This is a genomic window from Citrobacter sp. Cf136, assembly GCF_030333815.1.
In the GTDB taxonomy this organism is placed as follows: Bacteria; Pseudomonadota; Gammaproteobacteria; order Enterobacterales; family Enterobacteriaceae; genus Citrobacter; species Citrobacter freundii.
Map to the genome: position 1 here is coordinate 134,371 of NZ_JAOWFE010000035.1, position 18,632 is coordinate 153,002.

At 54.9% G+C, this 18,632-nt stretch carries 16 protein-coding genes and 1 riboswitch; of the genes, 9 read left to right on the top strand and 7 right to left on the bottom strand.

Annotated elements, in window-relative coordinates; translation table 11 throughout:
- Nucleotides 1–8 precede the first annotated feature (8 nt).
- Nucleotides 9–2,207 carry a Zn(II)/Cd(II)/Pb(II) translocating P-type ATPase ZntA gene (zntA, locus tag OGV98_RS13085; RefSeq protein ID WP_200012043.1) on the top strand — a complete coding sequence of 733 codons (2,199 nt, stop codon included), beginning with the start codon at nt 9–11 and terminating at the stop codon, nt 2,205–2,207.
- 92 nt (nt 2,208–2,299) lie between these two features.
- Here the strand turns inward: zntA and tusA are convergent, their stop codons facing one another.
- Nucleotides 2,300–2,545: a sulfurtransferase TusA gene (tusA, locus tag OGV98_RS13090; protein ID WP_003023404.1), complete on the bottom strand. Its 246-nt coding sequence runs from the start codon at nt 2,543–2,545 to the stop codon at nt 2,300–2,302.
- Between the two features lie 168 nt (nt 2,546–2,713).
- On the opposite strand from tusA, the gene OGV98_RS13095 reads away from it, so the two are divergent.
- Nucleotides 2,714–3,379, top strand: a complete 666-nt coding sequence (locus tag OGV98_RS13095; protein WP_003837818.1) for a 7-cyano-7-deazaguanine/7-aminomethyl-7-deazaguanine transporter — start codon at nt 2,714–2,716, stop codon at nt 3,377–3,379.
- Nucleotides 3,380–3,451: 72 nt separating this feature from the next.
- Complete coding sequence (locus tag OGV98_RS13100; protein ID WP_003837816.1) at nt 3,452–4,009, top strand: DcrB family lipoprotein; 558 nt, start codon at nt 3,452–3,454, stop codon at nt 4,007–4,009.
- A 3-nt stretch (nt 4,010–4,012) separates the two neighbouring features.
- On the opposite strand, the gene OGV98_RS13105 is transcribed toward OGV98_RS13100, so the two are convergent.
- The gene (locus OGV98_RS13105) at nt 4,013–5,230 is read right to left on the bottom strand and encodes an MFS transporter (RefSeq protein ID WP_202580946.1); all 1,218 of its coding nucleotides are present in this window, start codon (nt 5,228–5,230) and stop codon (nt 4,013–4,015) included.
- 133 nt (nt 5,231–5,363) lie between these two features.
- Between OGV98_RS13105 and OGV98_RS13110 the strand changes: the two genes are divergently transcribed.
- From OGV98_RS13110 to nikR, 3 genes are all read left to right on the top strand, one after another.
- Nucleotides 5,364–6,413, top strand: coding sequence for an AI-2E family transporter (locus tag OGV98_RS13110; RefSeq protein WP_003023393.1), 1,050 nt, complete (start codon nt 5,364–5,366; stop codon nt 6,411–6,413).
- A gap of 62 nt (nt 6,414–6,475) precedes the next feature.
- A complete protein-coding gene (acpT, locus tag OGV98_RS13115; RefSeq protein WP_003837810.1) occupies nt 6,476–7,054 on the top strand; it encodes a 4'-phosphopantetheinyl transferase AcpT in 579 nt (192 codons plus the stop codon).
- 49 nt (nt 7,055–7,103) lie between these two features.
- Nucleotides 7,104–7,505: a nickel-responsive transcriptional regulator NikR gene (gene nikR / locus OGV98_RS13120; RefSeq protein WP_003023387.1), complete on the top strand. Its 402-nt coding sequence runs from the start codon at nt 7,104–7,106 to the stop codon at nt 7,503–7,505.
- 97 nt (nt 7,506–7,602) lie between these two features.
- Here the strand turns inward: nikR and OGV98_RS13125 are convergent, their stop codons facing one another.
- From OGV98_RS13125 to OGV98_RS13135, 3 genes are read right to left on the bottom strand one after another with little or no spacing between them, the layout of a single operon-like run.
- Nucleotides 7,603–8,727, bottom strand: coding sequence for an ABC transporter permease (locus OGV98_RS13125; RefSeq protein WP_003837801.1), 1,125 nt, complete (start codon nt 8,725–8,727; stop codon nt 7,603–7,605).
- Entirely contained in the window at nt 8,727–11,474 is a 2,748-nt protein-coding gene (gene rbbA / locus OGV98_RS13130; RefSeq protein WP_003846160.1) for a ribosome-associated ATPase/putative transporter RbbA, read from the bottom strand. The genes OGV98_RS13125 and rbbA overlap by 1 nt, the downstream gene beginning before the upstream one ends.
- Nucleotides 11,471–12,538: an HlyD family secretion protein gene (locus OGV98_RS13135; RefSeq protein ID WP_003023381.1), complete on the bottom strand. Its 1,068-nt coding sequence runs from the start codon at nt 12,536–12,538 to the stop codon at nt 11,471–11,473. Before OGV98_RS13135 ends, rbbA begins: the two co-directional genes overlap by 4 nt.
- A gap of 401 nt (nt 12,539–12,939) precedes the next feature.
- Nucleotides 12,940–13,123, top strand: a riboswitch (M-box (ykoK) riboswitch).
- A gap of 55 nt (nt 13,124–13,178) precedes the next feature.
- Between OGV98_RS13135 and OGV98_RS13140 the strand changes: the two genes are divergently transcribed.
- Nucleotides 13,179–14,192 carry a magnesium transporter gene (locus OGV98_RS13140; RefSeq protein ID WP_003837796.1) on the top strand — a complete coding sequence of 338 codons (1,014 nt, stop codon included), beginning with the start codon at nt 13,179–13,181 and terminating at the stop codon, nt 14,190–14,192.
- A 38-nt stretch (nt 14,193–14,230) separates the two neighbouring features.
- Here the strand turns inward: OGV98_RS13140 and OGV98_RS13145 are convergent, their stop codons facing one another.
- Nucleotides 14,231–15,424, bottom strand: a complete 1,194-nt coding sequence (locus tag OGV98_RS13145) for a BaiN/RdsA family NAD(P)/FAD-dependent oxidoreductase (protein WP_202580944.1) — start codon at nt 15,422–15,424, stop codon at nt 14,231–14,233.
- A gap of 229 nt (nt 15,425–15,653) precedes the next feature.
- On the opposite strand from OGV98_RS13145, the gene pitA reads away from it, so the two are divergent.
- Complete coding sequence (gene pitA, locus OGV98_RS13150; RefSeq protein WP_003023373.1) at nt 15,654–17,153, top strand: inorganic phosphate transporter PitA; 1,500 nt, start codon at nt 15,654–15,656, stop codon at nt 17,151–17,153.
- 64 nt (nt 17,154–17,217) lie between these two features.
- Here pitA and uspB read toward each other — a convergent pair whose 3' ends face one another.
- Nucleotides 17,218–17,553, bottom strand: coding sequence for a universal stress protein UspB (gene uspB, locus OGV98_RS13155; protein ID WP_003023371.1), 336 nt, complete (start codon nt 17,551–17,553; stop codon nt 17,218–17,220).
- A gap of 392 nt (nt 17,554–17,945) precedes the next feature.
- Between uspB and uspA the strand changes: the two genes are divergently transcribed.
- The gene (uspA, locus tag OGV98_RS13160) at nt 17,946–18,383 is read left to right on the top strand and encodes a universal stress protein UspA (protein ID WP_003023368.1); all 438 of its coding nucleotides are present in this window, start codon (nt 17,946–17,948) and stop codon (nt 18,381–18,383) included.
- The last annotated feature ends 249 nt before the right edge of the window (nt 18,384–18,632 follow it).

Here is an 18,632-nt window from a genome sequence, read left to right on the forward strand (position 1 = left end):
AGGATGCCATGTCGACACCTGATACCAGTGGCAAAAAGGCCCCACAATTTTCTTCTTTCAAGCCAGCGCCTGCGCCACAAAAGCCGGATGACTGCTGCTGCGAAGGCAGCTGCTCCACTACACCGCCCGTATCCGATACCGTACTAGGTACCCGCTATTCCTGGAAAGTGGCAGGCATGGACTGTGCAGCCTGCGCCCGCAAAGTAGAGAATGCGGTCCGCCAGGTCAGCGGCGTCAACCAGGTCCAGGTTCTGTTCGCCACTGAAAAACTGGTGGTCGATGCCGGTTCCGATATCCGCCAGCAAGTTGAAAACGCGGTGCAAAAAGCAGGTTATACCCTGCGCGATGAGCACGCGACGGACGCCGCCCGCGAGTCACGTTTTAAAGAAAACCTACCGCTGATTTCGCTGATTATCATGATGGCGATTAGCTGGGGGCTGGAGCAGTTCAATCATCCCTTCGGTCAGATAGCGTTTATCGCCACCACGCTGGTCGGTCTGTATCCCATTGCCCGTCAGGCCCTGCGTCTGATGAAAACCGGCAGCTACTTTGCCATTGAAACATTGATGAGCGTGGCCGCCATCGGCGCACTGTTTATCGGCGCGACGGCGGAAGCCGCCATGGTGCTGCTGCTGTTTTTAATTGGCGAACGCCTGGAAGGATGGGCCGCCAGCCGCGCCCGTAAAGGGGTCAGCGCACTGATGGCGCTCAAACCGGAAACCGCCACGCGCCTGCGTAACGGCGAGCGCGAAGAGGTGGCTATTAATAGCCTCCGCCCTGGCGATGTTATTGAAGTTGCCGCGGGTGGGCGTTTACCTGCCGACGGCAAACTGGTCTCCGGCTTTGCCAGTTTTGATGAAAGCGCCCTGACCGGCGAATCGATCCCGGTTGAACGCGCCACCGGCGAGAAAGTCCCAGCAGGTGCCACCAGCGTGGACCGTCTGGTTACACTGGAAGTGCTCTCCGAACCGGGCGCCAGCGCCATTGATCGTATTCTGAAGCTTATTGAAGAAGCGGAAGAACGTCGCGCCCCCATTGAGCGCTTTATTGACCGTTTCAGTCGAATTTACACTCCAGCAATTATGGCGGTTGCGCTGCTGGTCACCCTCGTGCCGCCGCTGCTGTTTGCCGCATCCTGGCAGGAGTGGATTTATAAAGGACTGACGCTGCTGTTGATTGGCTGTCCTTGTGCACTGGTGATTTCAACCCCCGCAGCCATTACCTCTGGTCTTGCCGCCGCGGCGCGTCGTGGAGCGTTAATCAAAGGCGGTGCCGCGCTGGAACAGTTGGGTAGGGTCACGCAGGTGGCGTTTGATAAAACTGGCACCCTGACCATCGGTAAACCGCGCGTCACTGCGATTCACCCGGCGAGTGGTATTGGCGAAGCTGAACTGCTGGCGCTGGCGGCAGCGGTAGAGCAAGGTGCGACACACCCGCTGGCACAAGCGATTGTCCGGGAAGCACAAACACGCGAACTGACTATTCCTGTCGCAAGAGAGCAACGGGCTCTGGTTGGCTCTGGAATTGAAGCGCTGGTCAACGGCGAACGCGTGCTGATTTGCGCCGCCGGTAAGCAGCCTGCTGATGCCTTTGCCGGGCAGATAAGCGAGCTGGAAAGCGCGGGCCAAACGGTGGTGCTGGTGCTGCGTAACGATACTGTACTCGGCGTGCTGGCCCTACAGGACACGCTGCGCGACGACGCTCGCAGCGCTATCGCCGAGCTTGATCAGATTGGCGTGAAAGGCGTGATCCTGACCGGTGATAACCCGCGTGCGGCGGCCGCCATTGCCGGTGAACTGGGTCTCGAATTTAAAGCAGGACTCTTGCCGGAAGATAAGGTGCAGGCCGTTACCCATCTCAACCGACAATCGCCGCTGGCGATGGTTGGCGACGGTATCAACGACGCTCCGGCAATGAAAGCGGCTACCATCGGCATTGCGATGGGAAGCGGTACCGACGTTGCGCTGGAAACCGCCGATGCCGCCCTGACCCACAACCGCCTGCGCGGTCTGGTGCAAATGATTCAACTGGCGCGGGCCACCCACGCCAATATTCGCCAGAACATTGCGATTGCGCTGGGCCTGAAGGGGATTTTCCTCGTCACCACGCTGCTCGGGATAACCGGATTGTGGCTGGCAGTGCTGGCCGATACGGGGGCAACGGTACTGGTGACCGCTAACGCGCTGCGGTTGTTACGTAAAGGATAGTTTTTTGCCGGATGGCGCTAACGCTTATCCGGCCTACGGGTTACACGTTCTTTGTAGGCCGGATAAGCGTTAGCGCCATCCGGCAAACAAAACTAGTGACCTTTACGCAGCAGATAGCGGTACGGCAGCGAGTCGGTCTCTTTAGCCACCAGCTCATGCTCCATAAAGGTACAGAAGCCAGGAATATCGCGGGTTGTTGCCGGATCGTCGGCGACAATCAACAGTGTTTCACCGGCCTGCATGCCACGTACGGTTTTACGCACCATCATCACCGGTTCCGGGCAGCGCAGTCCCTGGGCATCAAGAGTATGGTCGGGGGAAGTAAACAGGTCGCTCATCGTCGTCTCATTCATACAAAAACGGCGTTATTTTACGCTCTGTTGTGGCGTAAGCCAATCAGGTTAACGATTGCGTGAAAAACAACCATTGCAATGTGCTCTTAAAGCAGTATCATGCGACGGTTTTTTATTGGGTTCCCTCACCCCATCCAACAAAAAGGTCACAATATGACTCCGTTTACACAAACTCAGCGCGTAAAAGCGTTGTTCTGGCTATCGCTATTTCATCTGCTGGTGATCACCTCCAGCAACTATCTGGTGCAGCTTCCAATCTCCATTTTTGGTTTCCATACCACATGGGGCGCGTTTAGCTTTCCGTTTATTTTCCTCGCGACCGACCTGACCGTGCGTATTTTTGGCGCGCCGCTGGCTCGACGTATCATCTTTGCGGTGATGATCCCCGCGTTGCTGATCTCCTATGTCGTTTCGTCCCTGTTTTATATGGGATCGTGGCAGGGATTTGGCGCACTGCTGCACTTTAACCTGTTTGTTGCCCGTATCGCCGCCGCCAGCTTTATGGCTTACGCGCTGGGACAAATTCTGGATGTGCATGTCTTTAACCGCCTGCGCCAGAACCGTCGTTGGTGGCTGGCACCGACAGCGTCCACGCTATTTGGCAATATCAGCGATACGTTGGCCTTCTTCTTTATCGCTTTCTGGCGTAGCCCGGATGCCTTCATGGCCGAGCACTGGATGGAAATCGCACTGGTCGATTACTGTTTCAAGGTGCTGATCAGCATTATTTTCTTCCTGCCGATGTACGGCGTGCTGCTGAATATGTTGCTGAAAAGGCTGGCAGATAAATCCGAAATCGCTGCATTGCAGACGAGTTAAAGGTTCATTTTCCGAGTTGTGATAAGATGGACGAATGAGCCGTTATGGCCGTTTATCGAAAGGAAGAAGTCAATGCGCAATCTGGTTAAATATGTCGGTATTGGCCTGCTGGTTATGGGGCTTGCAGCCTGTGATAATAGCGATACAAAAGCGCCAGCCGAGGGTGCTGCCGCGGAAAGTAGCGCCAGCGGACAACCGGTCAGCCTGCTGGACGGCAAACTCAGTTTTTCCCTGCCAGCAGATATGACCGATCAGAGCGGCAAGCTGGGCACCCAGGCGAACAATATGCACGTCTATTCTGACGCAACCGGCCAGAAAGCGGTGATTGTGATTGTTGGCGACAACACCAACGAAGACCTGGCCGTGCTGGCAAAACGTCTGGAAGATCAGCAGCGTAGCCGCGACCCACAGCTGCAGGTCGTCACTAATAAATCTATTGAGCTGAAAGGCCACACGCTGCAGCAGTTAGACAGCATCATCTCAGCCAAAGGCCAGACCGCTTACTCTTCCGTAGTGCTGGGTAAAGTGGACAATCAACTGCTGACCCTGCAAATCACGCTGCCTGCTGACGATCAGCAAAAAGCGCAGACTACCGCAGAAAACATCATTAACACGCTGGTTATCCAGTAACGGTTAAGACGATGACGCGGCCTCCGGTGACACCACCTGAGGCCGTTTTTTTAGCCGCCAGGTCAGCAATAGCGCCACCGCCACCAGCCCAGCTGCCGCCAGATAGATAACCGGCACGCCCGCCCACGTCATTATCAACCCGGCCAGCGGCCCGGTAACCCCCAGCGATAAATCCATAAACACCGTGTAGGTCGCCAGCGCAGCGCCCTGATTTTGCTGCGGGACGGCTTTTACCGCTACCACGCCCAGCGCCGGGAAAACCAGTGAGAACCCAGCCCCAGCCAGCAGAACGCCGATTTTCGCCATCCACGGCATGGAAGCCATCCCGACCAGCAGCAGCCCGACAATCTCGACGCTAAAGCAGATCATCGCCACATTCAGCCCGCCTAAACGGTTGATACCATTTGGGAACAACAGTCGAGTGCCGACAAATGTGCAGCTAAAAAGCGTCAGCGCGAAAGCTGCTCCGTCCCAGCCTTTGGCATCATAAAACAGGGTAATAAACGTGGCGATCACCCCAAATCCAGCGGAGGCCAGGGCCAGCGCCATACCGTACAACCAGACGCGCCCGAGCACCGCGCGAAACGGCAACGGTTTGCCTTTGCTGGCCTTCACCGCAGGACGAGGGAGCGCCAGCAGTATCGCCACCAGCGCCACGCCCATCACGGTCAGCGCCAGCCCCTGTAAGCCCCCCCAGGCATAAAACAGAACGCCCAGCGGCGCGCCTATCGCCATCGCGCCATAGGTCACGATGCCATTCCAGGAAATCACCCGTCCGATGTGCATTGAGCCAACCACCCCCACGCCCCACAGCGTAGAGCCAGTTCCGGCAAAGCTCTGCCCAATTCCGAGAATCACCCGCCCCAGACACAGCAGCAGCAGACTAGCCAACGACCAACCGTTCGTTGATCCTGCCAGCAAATAGCTCAGACCACTTAAAAAGCAGCCACACAGCCCGAATACCACAATTTTCTTTGGCCCCAGCAGGTCAGCATAGCGACCTGCATGCGGACGGCTCAGCAGCGTAGCGAAATATTGCAGGCTGATAACCAACCCAGCCCAGAAGGCGCTGAACCCCATCACATCGTGGACGTAGCCCGGCAATACCGCGAGCGGCAGGCCGATGGTCAGATAGCTGGCGAAGTTGAACATCACCACAGAGACAATGCGCAGATTAAGGCGTAAACCGCTCAGCGTCGGTTCAGCGACGGGTTCGGGCATGAAGGGTCACCACGTTTTCACAACAGTGTTTCATTTCTACCATGTTGCCGCGCAGAAATCAGCAGTCAGTTTAGGAATCTCAGCCGCAAGCCAGCCGCTACACTTAATGCAAAAACGCAAACAGGAAGAAAATATGACAACCGCTCAGCCCGATAAAACGGGTTTGCACATTTTACTCAAACTGGCTGCTCTGGTGGTGATCCTCGCCGGTATTCATGCCGCGGCGGATATCATTGTGCAACTGCTGCTGGCCCTCTTTTTTGCCATTGTATTGAATCCACTGGTCGCCTGGTTTATTCGCCGGGGAGTACGTCGCCCGGTTGCCATTACGCTCGTAGTGGTGGTGATGCTGTTCGTCCTCACGGCACTGATCGGCGTCCTCGCATCTTCGATCACGGAATTCATGGCCATGCTACCCAAATACAACAAGGAGCTGACACGTAAGGTCCTGCATCTGCAAGAGATGGTTCCCTTTTTAAATCTGCATATGTCCCCGGAGCGCATGCTACAACGCATGGACTCCGACAAAATAATGACCTTCACCACCACGCTGATGACAAGTCTTTCCGGCGCCATGGCCAGCGTCGTTCTGCTGGTGATGACGGTCGTCTTTATGCTGTTTGAGGTACGTCATGTTCCTTATAAGCTGCGCTTTTCGCTGAACAACCCACAAATCCATATTGCGGGGCTGCATCGGGCGCTCAAGGGCGTATCTCACTATCTGGCACTGAAAACGTTGCTCAGCTTATGGACCGGTGCCATCATCTGGCTGGGTCTGGCGCTGATGGGGATTCAGTTTGCTCTGATGTGGGGCGTGCTGGCCTTCCTGCTAAACTACGTGCCCAACATTGGCTCGGTCATTTCCGCCGTCCCGCCCATGATCCAGGCGCTGCTGTTCAACGGCATTTACGAATGCGTACTGGTGGGTGCGCTGTTCCTGGTGGTGCATATGGTTATTGGCAATATCCTCGAACCCCGCATGATGGGGCATCGGCTGGGATTATCGACGCTTATCGTCTTCCTCTCTTTGTTGGTATGGGGATGGCTGCTCGGCCCGGTAGGCATGCTGCTCTCCGTGCCGCTAACCAGCGTGTGTAAAATCTGGATGGAAACGACCACAGGCGGTAGCAAACTGGCAATTTTACTGGGACCCGGCAGGCCCAAAAGTCGATTACCGGGATAAACTTGCAAACAGCATGTGAAGAGTGGTACACAACCCCATTATTACTAAAGGTTAGTCCTGATATGTACCGGATCGTTCATGGGAAAGTTTCTGTTTTAAGCGCTGGCGAACTGCCTGCCGCGATGAAAGAGCAAGCGCCGCAAGGTGTTCGCCGTGCGCGCTGGCTGGCAGGTCGTGTGCTGCTTTCCCATGCCCTTTCGCCATTACCGAACATCATCTATGGCGAGCAAGGAAAACCGGCCTTTTCCGCCGACACGCCGCTGTGGTTCAATCTCAGCCATAGCGGCGATGACATCGTCCTGCTGCTCAGCGACGAAGGGGAAGTCGGCTGCGATATTGAAGTTATTCGCCCGCGCGATAACTGGCAAACGCTGGCAAATACGGTATTCAGTCTTGGGGAACACGCTGAAGTTGAAGCCGAACACCCGGAGCAACAGCTGGCGGCGTTCTGGCGCATCTGGACGCGTAAAGAAGCTATCGTGAAACAGCGCGGCGGCAGTGCCTGGCAAATCGTCAGCGTCGACAGTACCGCGCTGACCTCCTCACTCTCCGTCAGCCAGTGCCAGATCGATACCCTGAGCCTGGCGGTTTGCACCCCCACGCCATTTACCCTGACCGCCGACGCCGTACACAGGCTGTAATGTTTTCATTCCCGTGCGCCGCCGCGCAATATCGTAAGGTTGAAATCTGATGCAACGTATCACCATCACACTTGATGACGATTTATTAGAAACGCTCGACGGCCTGAGTCAGCGCCGTGGCTACAACAACCGTTCCGAAGCGATCCGCGATATTCTGCGCGGCGCACTGGCGCAGGAAACCACTCAGGAGCACGGCACTCAGGGCTTCGCGGTGCTCTCGTATGTTTATGAGCATGAGAAGCGTGACCTGGCGAGCCGCATTGTTTCTACCCAACACCACCACCACGATTTATCGGTCGCCACGCTGCACGTGCACATCAACCATGACGACTGCCTGGAAATCGCCGTACTAAAAGGCGACATGGGCGATGTACAGCATTTTGCCGATGACGTGATCTCCCAACGCGGCGTGCGCCACGGTCATTTGCAGTGCCTGCCGAAAGAAGAGTAATTGCCTGTTTCGTTGCCGGATGGCGGCTACGCATTATCCGGCCTACTCCGTTACCGTTTGTAGGCCAGGCAAGCGAAGCCCCCCCTGGCAATAATGTTTACGCCATCGTGCCAATCGTCTTTCTAAAGCGCAGCAGCGCTATCAGGAAGAACGCGCTGCCAATCGCCAACAGCGTCAGGAACTGCGGCCAGACGATGCCAAACCCAGCGCCGCGGTAAAGTATCGCCTGAGCGAGGCTGACAAAATGGGTAGTTGGCATAGTCAGCATTATGTCCTGCACCGCCTGCGGCATGCTTTCACGCGGTGTAGAACCACCAGAGAGCATCTGTAGCGGCAGCAGTACCAGAATCATCAGTAACCCCAGTTGCGGCATAGAGCGCGCCAGCGTGCCCATAAAAATTCCGATCGAGGTGGTGGCGAACAGGCTCAGCGCCACGCCCAGCATAAACAGTGGTATCGAACCTTCAATCGGTACGCCGAGCACGCCTTTTACCATCAGCATCAGCGATAAACCGGAAACCACCAGCACCACCAGACCCATCGACCAGATTTTTGCCATCATGATCTCAAACGGCGTCACCGGCATAACCAGCAGATGTTCTATTGTCCCGTGCTCGCGCTCGCGGATCAGCGCCGACCCGGTAAGCACGATCGCCAGCATGGTGATGTTGTTGATAATCGCCATCACCGCGCCAAAGCGGGCAGGTTCCAGATTAGGGTTAAAGCGCATACGCATTTCCAACGCCACCGGCGGCTCATTGTTGTCACGGTAACGCGCCACAAAGCTGTTCACCTCGCCGCTGATGATATTCTGGATATAGCTGTTGCCGGTAAAGGCCTGGCTCATCCGCGTGGCATCGACGTTAACCTGTATATCCGGCTGCCGACCGGCCAACACATCACGCTGAAAATCAGGTGGAATGTTCACGGCGAAGGTGTAGCGCCCGGCGTCCAGTCCGGCATCCATCTCATCAGCGGTGATCATCTCCGGCGGTAAAAACCACGGGCGATAAAAGCTGTTCACAATCCGGTTCGACAACTGCGACTGGTCCATATCGGCAATAGCAATCGGAGCCAAATGCAGCGAACCCGGCAGGACGGTCGCGGAAGAATAAACCGAAATCGTGAAGGCAAAGACGATCAGCGTCAGCATCGCTTTGTCACCCAGCAGGCTGCGCAACTCTTTGATACCGAGGTTATAAATATTGCGTAATCGGCGCATCACCCCTCCTGTTTTTTCAGCAGTAATACGCTCAGACCAATCACCACCGGAATGGCTACCGCCAGCGGAATAAACAGCTGCCAGAGATCGGTCAGATCCAACGCTTTAGAAAACGTCCCACGCGCGATGGTCAGAAAATGGCTGGTCGGGTAAATTTCACCAATCCAGCGTCCAGGCCCTTCGAGCGAGGCGACCGGATCGATCATCCCGGAAAACTGCGTCGCCGGGATCAGCGTAATAATCGCCGTACCAAAAATGGCCGCGATCTGGCTTTTCATAAACGTGGAAATTAACAGACCCAGCCCGGTGGCAATGGTGACGTACAACAGCGCGGCCAGCGTCAGGGTTAAAAAACTCCCCTTATGCGGGACGTCGAACACAAAAACTGACAGCGCACACAGCAGCAGGAAGTTCAGCATGCCCAGCACGATGTACGGCAACTGTTTGCCGAGTAAAAACTCGCTGCGAGTCGTGGGCGTAACGTACAGGTTGATAATCGACCCCAGCTCTTTCTCACGCACTACGCTGAGGGCGCTGAGCATCGAGGGGATCATCATCAGCAGCAGCGGGATCACCGCCGGAACAATCGCCGGCAGACTCTTTACATCCGGGTTGTAACGATAGCGAGTTTCAATGGTCATCAGCCCGTTTTGCCCACTGGAATTGGGTTGCCGCGCCATCACGTCCTGCAGCCAGGTCTGGTGCATCGCCTGTACGTAGCCTCTGACCGTTTCAGCACGGCTCGGCATTGCGCCATCGACCCAGACGCCAATCTTCACCGGCGTGCCACGCGCGATATCGCGGCCAAAGTTTGGCGGGATCTCTATTGCTACCGCCACTTCGCCCGAACGCATCCGTTTGTCCAGCTCGTCATAACTGGTGAGCGGCGGCTGTTCGATAAAATAGCGCGATCCCGCCAGATTCAGCGTCCACGCCTGGCTGCTGACGGTCTGGTCACGATCGAGCACCGAAAAACGCAGATTTTCCACATCCATGCTGATGCCGTAGCCCATGATCAGCATCAGGATCACTGTGCCCATCAGCGCCAGCGTTGAACGTACCGGATCGCGTCGTAGTTCCAGCGCTTCACGGCGGCTGTAGCTGAACAACCGCCGCAGGCTAAAGCCCTGCCGCGGCGGCTGACTATTTTCATGCGCTATCGGAACATTGGCTGGCGGTAACTGAGCTTCCGGTGCCGGGCCTGCCGCTTCCTGTAACCAGGAGATAAACGCCTCTTCCAGACTGGCAGCGCCACGCTGTTTCACCAGTTCCTGCGGCGTGCCGCTGGCCAGCACTTTTCCGGCGTGCATCAGCGACATCCGGTCGCAGCGCTCCGCTTCGTTCATAAAGTGGGTGGAGATAAAAATGGTCACTTTGTCCTGCCGCGACAGATCGACCATCAGTTGCCAGAACATGTCCCTCGCCACCGGATCGACCCCGGAGGTCGGCTCATCAAGAATGAGCATTTCCGGGCGATGGATCACCGCCACCGCCAGCGACAGGCGTTGACGGATCCCCAACGGCAGCGCGCCGGGCAACGCGTCTTCGACATCGGTCAGCGAAAAACGCTCGCTCATCTCTTGTACACGCCCGGGGATTTCCGCTTCGGGGATATGGAACAGCCGCGCGTGTAGTTCGAGGTTTTGCCGGACGGTCAGCTCGCTGTAGAGCGAAAACGCCTGCGACATATAGCCCACCCGGCGGCGGGTATCGATATTCTTCGGGTCAACCGCTTGCCCAAACAACCAGGCCTCACCTTCGCTTGCGGGTAGCAGACCGGTGAGCATCTTCATGGTGGTGGATTTACCGCAGCCGTTGGAGCCGAGAAAACCGAAGATTTCCCCGCGCGGAATACGAAAGTTAACGTGGTCAACGGCGACAAACTTACCGAAGCGCATAGTCAGGTCTTTCGCCTCAATGGCAATCTCTTCCTGCTCAGCGTGATACGGCGGGATCACCACCGGCTTATGTGCCTGGCGCTGGGCTTCAGGTAGCAGCGCGATAAACGCCTGCTCCAGCGTGTTGCTGTTGGTTTGTTCGCGTAGCTGCTGGGCGCTCCCGGTGGCTAACACCTCCCCGGCGTTCATCGCTACCAGCCAGTCAAAGCGCTCGGCTTCTTCCATGTAAGCGGTCGCAACCAGCACGCTCATGTTGGTCTGCCGCTGGCGAATGCTGTTAATTAGATCCCAGAACTGGGCGCGGGACAGCGGATCGACCCCGGTGGTGGGTTCATCGAGAATTAACAGTTCCGGGTCGTGGATTAACGCGCAGCACAGCCCCAGTTTTTGCTTCATCCCGCCCGAGAGTTTCCCGGCGGGACGGTCGCGAAACGGTGCCAGGCCGGTGCTGTTCAGCAGCTCGGTAATCCGCGCTTCGCGTTCCGCTTTATCATGACCAAACAGCCGGGCAAAGAAATCGACGTTCTCATACACCGACAGCGTATGGTACAGGTTTTTCCCTAACCCCTGCGGCATCCAGGCAATGCGCGGGCAGACATCCCGTCGATGTTTTGGGTCGCGCATATCGCCGCCCAACACCATCACGTTGCCGTGTTCAATGACCCTCGCGCCGGAGATGAGCGACAGCAGGCTCGATTTTCCGACGCCATCCGGGCCAATAAGCCCCACCATACAGCGGGCAGGGATATCCAGCGTGATGTTGTTTAGCGCGACCGTTTTCCCGTAATGCTGACTCACGCCGTCAAGGTGCGCCACGGGAGGAACGGGAACCAGCGCCAGATGCGTCATTGCGGCAACCTCACCACCAGGTCGTCAGGCCAGGGGCGATTTTCATCAACACGCACCCACGCCATGCCCGGCAGACCGGTTTTCACGTACTCCAGATGCTGCTGCAACAGCTCTGGCGGGATACGCGCTTTAACGCGGAACATCAGCTTCAGCCGTTCATCACTGGTTTCGACCGTTTTCGGTGTGAACTGCGCGACACTAGCCACAAAGCTAATGGTCGCCGGAATACGCAGATCCGGCGCGGCATCCAGCACCAGGCGAGCTTCACCGCCAATCTTCAATAAACCTGCCTGTTCGGTAGGTAAGAAGAACGTCATGTAGACATCGCTGAGATCGACCATATTCAGTACGCGACCGCCCGCGGAAAGCACCTCGCCCGGTTCGGCGACACGGTACTGCACGCGACCATCGCGCGGGGCTTTCAGCTCGCTGTCATCAATATCAGCGGCTATGCGACGTTCGGTGGCCTGCGCGGCTTCTACGCGGGTTTGCGCCTGAATGATGCTGGTACGAGCGGCTTCAATTGCGGCTTTTGCCGCAGAGACCTGCGCCTTTGCGGATTCCAGTGCCGCGCGAGCGCTTTCAGCCGCAGCCCTGTCGTCATCCAGTTGTTGCTCGGATACAGCCCCACGCAGGGATAGCGAACGGGAGCGAACGTGACGTTTAGAGACCGACTGCAGTTCCGCCTCGCGCTGTTTTACCACCGACTGCGCGGCGCGCATTTCACTTTGCCGCTGTTCCAGCAGCGCTCGTGCCGCCGCCACCGCGCTTTCGGCTTCTTTGATTTGCGCGACAGCTTCCAGCCGCTGCTCCTGCAGCACGCGGGTATCCATTTTCGCCAGTACCTCGCCCTGACGAACGAACTGTCCTTCCGATACGAGGATCGTATCGATACGCCCGGCAATTTTGGTGGCAATATCCACTTCGGTAGCTTCAATTCTGCCGTTGCTGGCCGCGAAACCTTCCGGAATCCCCGCAGGACGCAACATCCACCATGCTATTGCAGCAACCACCACCACAATACCCGCGCCCCACCACACCAGATGACGCTTAATCTTTTCCATATCCGACCCGCCGTAATCCCTGTTATCAAACGATGCGTGTCACAAAGCCCACTGAACAGCTATTCAGCGGGAGATTCCATCCGGGATGAGAAGGAATGAGAAATAATGGCCAGAGTGCGGACAGGCGTTATAGCAACGCACACCGCGAAGGAAGTGAGTGACGAAAATGCTGCGAAATCGGGTACTAATGTTGTCATCATCAGCGTTCCTGGCCGGAAATGAAACACGCATACTCATAACTGCTGTCTATTGAATACTAACACCTGGATTCAATATGTCTATTCGGTTGTCGTTTCCAGTTCAGCCCTGGCACAAGAAATATTTCGTATATCAACGATTGATAAACAATCGCAACTATAAACATAATCAATGATTAGGCATCCCTATAATAGCGGCTCATTTACCGATCTCGTTATGGCGAGGCTCCTGTACAAATACAAGTTACCGCCCTGCTGGTATCGAGAGAGACCACTCAGGGAAATACAGGCATCCATCGAATCAAGGTGTTGCCAAGGTAACTTCTGACGATTTCACCATCGGACAGATACGTTGTTCAGTGCTAAAACCAGGACGTAGGGATCTGCCTGTGCTAACCCTGTCTTGTTCGCCCCTATGAGAGATTTTTATAGGGAATTACACCATGTCATCTATGCCACTCTGCGCCGCTCATCATCCTATGCCGGATTTCAATGGCGACGCTATCGCCCAATATATGCGCACCGATTTTATTACTCTGCCAGACCATCTCAGCGTGAACGGCGCTCGCGAGTACTTTGTCTCCCAACTCACAACGGATGACATCCCGGGCCAGGTCTTTGTTGTGGCTGGAAAAGCGCTGCGCGGGGTGTTATCCATCAAGCGCTTATTGCAGGAAAAAGATACGTCGCTGAACATCAATCATCTTACGGACAGCTGTTTATTTCATGTAAAGCCTGATGATGAACGGGCGCAGGTCGTTGCCGAGTTAGCCGAACGCGAAGTCGATCTGGTTGCTGTCGTTGAGAGAGGTGAGCTGGTCGGTTGTCTGATGGAAAAAGAGATCGCTCATCTACAGGAAGATGATGTTACTGAAGACGTTCAGCTTCAGGGCGCCACGCTACCGCTGGAAAAACCCTATCTGGAAATTAGTCCGTGGACATTGTGGAAAAAACGTTCGGTCTGGCTCCTGCTGCTGTTTGTCGCAGAAGCCTATACCAGCAGCGTGCTTCAGCATTTTGAAGAGGCGCTGGAATCTGCAATTGCCCTGGCCTTTTTTATTCCGCTATTAATTGGTACTGGCGGCAACAGCGGTACGCAGATCACTTCGACGCTGGTACGTTCAATGGCGCTGGGAGAAGTGCGGCTGCGCGATATGGGTCGGGTGATCCGCAAAGAAGTTTCAACTTCGCTGCTGATCGCTCTGACGCTGGGCCTGGCAGGGTGCTTGCGCGCGTGGATGATGGGCATCGGTATGGAAATCACGCTGATCGTCAGCCTGACGCTGGTTTGCATTACGCTGTGGAGCGCCGTGGTGTCATCAGTGATCCCCATGGTACTCAAGCGTATCGGCATTGATCCCGCCGTGGTTTCAGCCCCGTTTATCGCCACGCTTATCGACGGTACCGGGTTAATTATCTACTTTAAAATCGCCCAGCACTTTCTTGGTCTGAACTAATGATAACGCCCGGCAGCTCAGGTTGTCGGGCGTCACAGTCAGGCTGGCGCTAAATCTTGCGCGCACGCCCAGGCACTCGACCATGCCCACTGGAAGTTATAGCCTCCCAACCAGCCGGTAACGTCCATAACTTCGCCGATAAAATAGAGTCCCGGCACTTTACGTGCTTCCATCGTGCGCGATGAAAGCTCATTGGTATCAACGCCGCCCAGCGTGACTTCAGCGGTACGATACCCTTCTGTACCGTTCGGCTGCACCCGCCAATCGGTCAGCGTCTCAACCAGCGTTTGTTGATCGCGCACGTTAAGCTGTTTCAGCGAGACGTCCGGGATTTGCCCTAACTGCTGTAAACATTCCACCAGCCGTTTTGGCAACTGCATAGCAAGCGTATTCTTTAAGCTCTGATTAGGGTGGGCGCTGCGTTGGTCATCGAGGAAGCTCGCAAGGTCAACATCCGGCAACAAATTAATGCTGACAAATTCGCCTGGCTGCCAAAAACTGGAAATCTGCAGTACGGCCGGACCAGAAAGCCCGCGGTGCGTAAAGAGCAGATTTTCACGAAAGACGGTGCCGTCCTCGGCGGTGATAACGGAAGAAACGGACACGCCAGAGAGCACCTGAAGCTGCTCCAGCAGTGGCTTATGCAACGTAAAGGGCACCAGTCCTGCGCGCGTTGGCAATACGTTCAGACCGAACTGTTCGGCAATTTTATAACCAAACGGCGTCGCGCCCAGCCCCGGCATAGAGAGACCACCAGAGGCAATAACCAGCTTTTTCGTGCCCACGATCATCCCGTTCAATTCGATGATGAAATCATCACCCTCTCGCTCGACGCTCAGGACTTCGCTACGTAACCGCATAGTTACGTTACCTTTTTCACACTCGGCCACCAGCATATCGACAATTTGTTGGGCGGAATCATCGCAGAACAGCTGACCCAACGTTTTTTCGTGCCAGGCAATACCGTGTTTACCCACCAGGTCGATAAAATCCCACTGCGTGTAACGCGCCAGCGCCGATTTGCAAAAATGGGGGTTTTGGCTCAAATAGGCGGCAGGCTCGACATAAAGATTGGTAAAGTTGCAGCGTCCCCCGCCAGACATGAGAATCTTACGCCCCGGCTTTTTACCATTATCAATCAGCAGTACGCGACTACCTGCTTGTCCTGCCTGCGCGGCACAAAACATACCCGCTGCGCCAGCGCCTATAATAACGGTATCAAACCTTTCCACGTTGCGATCCTCTCTAAAAAGCGGGTGTGAATTGTAAAGATTCCTCAGTGGTCGCACCAGCACCAAACTACCGATAAAGGGTATTTAACTGAAATATATAGGATAATTCTTTAGTGGTGTAAAACAAAGCAGGAGACAAATCAAAAAAACTCTATATTTCACTTTGCCCGCGCCGCCAAAGTCACTGATAATGCGCCGCGTTCATGTCCTCAAAATGGCGTAACGTCCTATGCTACATTTGTTTGCTGGCCTGGATTTACATACCGGGCTTTTACTATTGCTTGCTCTGGCTTTTGTGCTGTTCTACGAAGCGATTAACGGCTTCCATGATACAGCCAATGCTGTCGCAACCGTGATCTATACCCGTGCAATGCGTTCGCAATTGGCGGTGGTCATGGCTGCGGTGTTCAACTTCTTTGGTGTTTTGCTGGGCGGTCTCAGCGTGGCATATGCCATCGTGCATATGCTGCCAACGGATCTGCTGCTCAATATGGGATCGTCACATGGCCTCGCCATGGTGTTCTCCATGCTGCTGGCGGCAATTATCTGGAACCTGGGTACCTGGTACTTTGGTTTGCCTGCATCCAGCTCCCACACGCTAATTGGCGCCATTATCGGTATTGGTTTAACCAATGCGCTGATGACCGGCACTTCTGTGGTAGATGCACTTAACATTCCGAAAGTTATCGGTATTTTTGCCTCGCTTATCATCTCGCCGATTGTCGGCCTGGTGGTTGCAGGTGGTCTTATTTTCATTCTGCGTCGCTACTGGAGCGGTACGAAAAAACGTGCCCGTATCCACCTGACGCCAGCAGAACGTGAAAAGAAAGACGGTAAGAAAAAGCCGCCGTTCTGGACGCGTATTGCACTGATCCTCTCCGCTATCGGCGTGGCGTTCTCTCATGGCGCTAACGACGGGCAGAAAGGCATTGGTCTGGTGATGCTGGTGCTGATTGGCGTAGCGCCTGCGGGCTTCGTGGTGAATATGAATGCTTCCGGTTACGAGATTACCCGTACCCGTGATGCCATCAATAACGTCGAAGTCTTCTTCCAGCAGCGTCCTGACCTGCTTAAACAGGCTACAGGCGTAGACCAGTTGATTCCGTCCCCGACGGACGCGGCACCAGCGACGACGACAGAGTTCCATTGCCACCCGGCGAATACCATCAACGCGCTGGAACGTGCGAAAGGTATGCTGGCGAACCTGGAAACCTACGACAAGTTAAGCGTCGAACAGCGTGGTCAGCTGCGTCGCATTATGCTCTGCATCTCTGATACCACCGATAAAGTGGTTAAGCTGCCTGGCGTAAGCACTGACGATCAGCGTCTGCTGAAGAAACTGAAAGCTGACATGCTGAGCACCATTGAGTACGCGCCTATCTGGATCATTATGGCCGTCGCACTGGCGCTGGGCATTGGTACCATGATCGGCTGGCGTCGCGTAGCCACCACCATTGGTGAGAAAATCGGTAAGAAAGGCATGACCTATGCCCAGGGGATGTCGGCACAGATGACCGCCGCAGTCTCTATCGGTCTCGCCAGCTACACCGGTATGCCTGTTTCCACCACCCACGTTCTCTCTTCTTCCGTTGCGGGGACGATGGTTGTTGATGGCGGCGGTTTACAGCGTAAAACGGTGACCAGCATTCTGATGGCCTGGGTCTTCACCCTGCCAGCCGCAATTCTTCTTTCCGGCGGGCTTTACTGGCTCTCTCTGAAGCTTATCTAAGCGAATGCACGGTAAAAAAGCGGGTCAGTTTTCTGACCCGCTTTTTTTGTATCTGTCGTTGGCATCAGTGCCAGATAATCAGCGCAACCATGCTGATTAGCACCAGGCCACATAGCGCGCTGGTGAGGATGAACTGACCGCGAACCCGCTCACAGCGGCGAATAAACTCATCATCATGATGATCGCGGTAACGCTGAGCGTAGATATACCACACCAGACGCATCTGCTTGTTCGGTTGCCCATGCGAGGTAAAAAAGCCCCCACCATCTACATACTGGTAAAGCAATGGATCGCAACCACGAAGTACCACTAACAGTGCGCGTAGCGAAGAAAAATAGCGCGCCATATTAACAATGCAAACGACACATAAAGCCCAGAACAATGCAATGGTGCTTATCATACCTCCTCCCCGGCGACCCGCCCACGGAACTCCTTTCCGGGACTACCGCTCCCCGATACCCTGCCAAACCATTCAGTGAAGAGTACAGCCGAACCGTTCGTATTAGTATCACGCATCCGAACGCCTCTCTAGATAGTGTAGGAGATTAGTTAATTTTTTTGCCAGAAGGTTAATCGCTATCAATGCAATTAACTAAAAAATTTGTTTAACTGCTTGGCAAGCAAGGCGGATTGACGGATTATCCTGGTCGCTATAATGTAAGGATAGTCCTTATATGGTACGTTTTTACGACTGGGCTAGCCCCGCGCGCAAGGTTCGCAGGATGCGGATGACGCGGCGGCAGGTAAACGCCAGCAGGCTAGTCATCGACAACTTATGGAAGGAGTAACACTATGGCTTATAAACACATTCTTATCGCGGTTGATCTTTCTCCGGAAAGCAAAGTTCTGGTTGAAAAAGCGGTCTCTATGGCGCGGCCTTACAATGCTAAAGTCTCCCTTATCCACGTTGACGTAAACTATTCCGACCTGTACACCGGGCTTATCGACGTGAATCTGGGCGACATGCAGAAACGCATTTCTGAAGAAACCCACCACGCGCTAACCGAGCTTTCCACCAACGCAGGCTACCCTATCACCGAAACCCTGAGCGGTAGCGGCGACCTGGGTCAGGTTCTGGTTGATGCCATCAAAAAATACGACATGGATCTGGTCGTTTGTGGTCACCACCAGGATTTCTGGAGCAAGCTAATGTCCTCCGCGCGCCAACTGATCAACACTGTCCACGTCGACATGTTGATTGTTCCGCTGCGTGACGACGAAGAAGCATAAAACGCTGGCCGTCGGGAGATAACCCGATGCGCTACAAGTCGTTAAGCCTGTAAACGCCCGCCTTTGCGGGCGTTTTTGTTTTTATCATTCAGACACAATTAGTACATCAATCCAACAAATAAATCATAATTAGTGTGATCAACTAATTGGATCGAAAACTATCTCTATAATACTCTACGCCTGCGGCCAATAACCGCAGTCTATAACAAAATAAGACTTTTTCGGCGCGTTTAAGCATACGCGTTCATA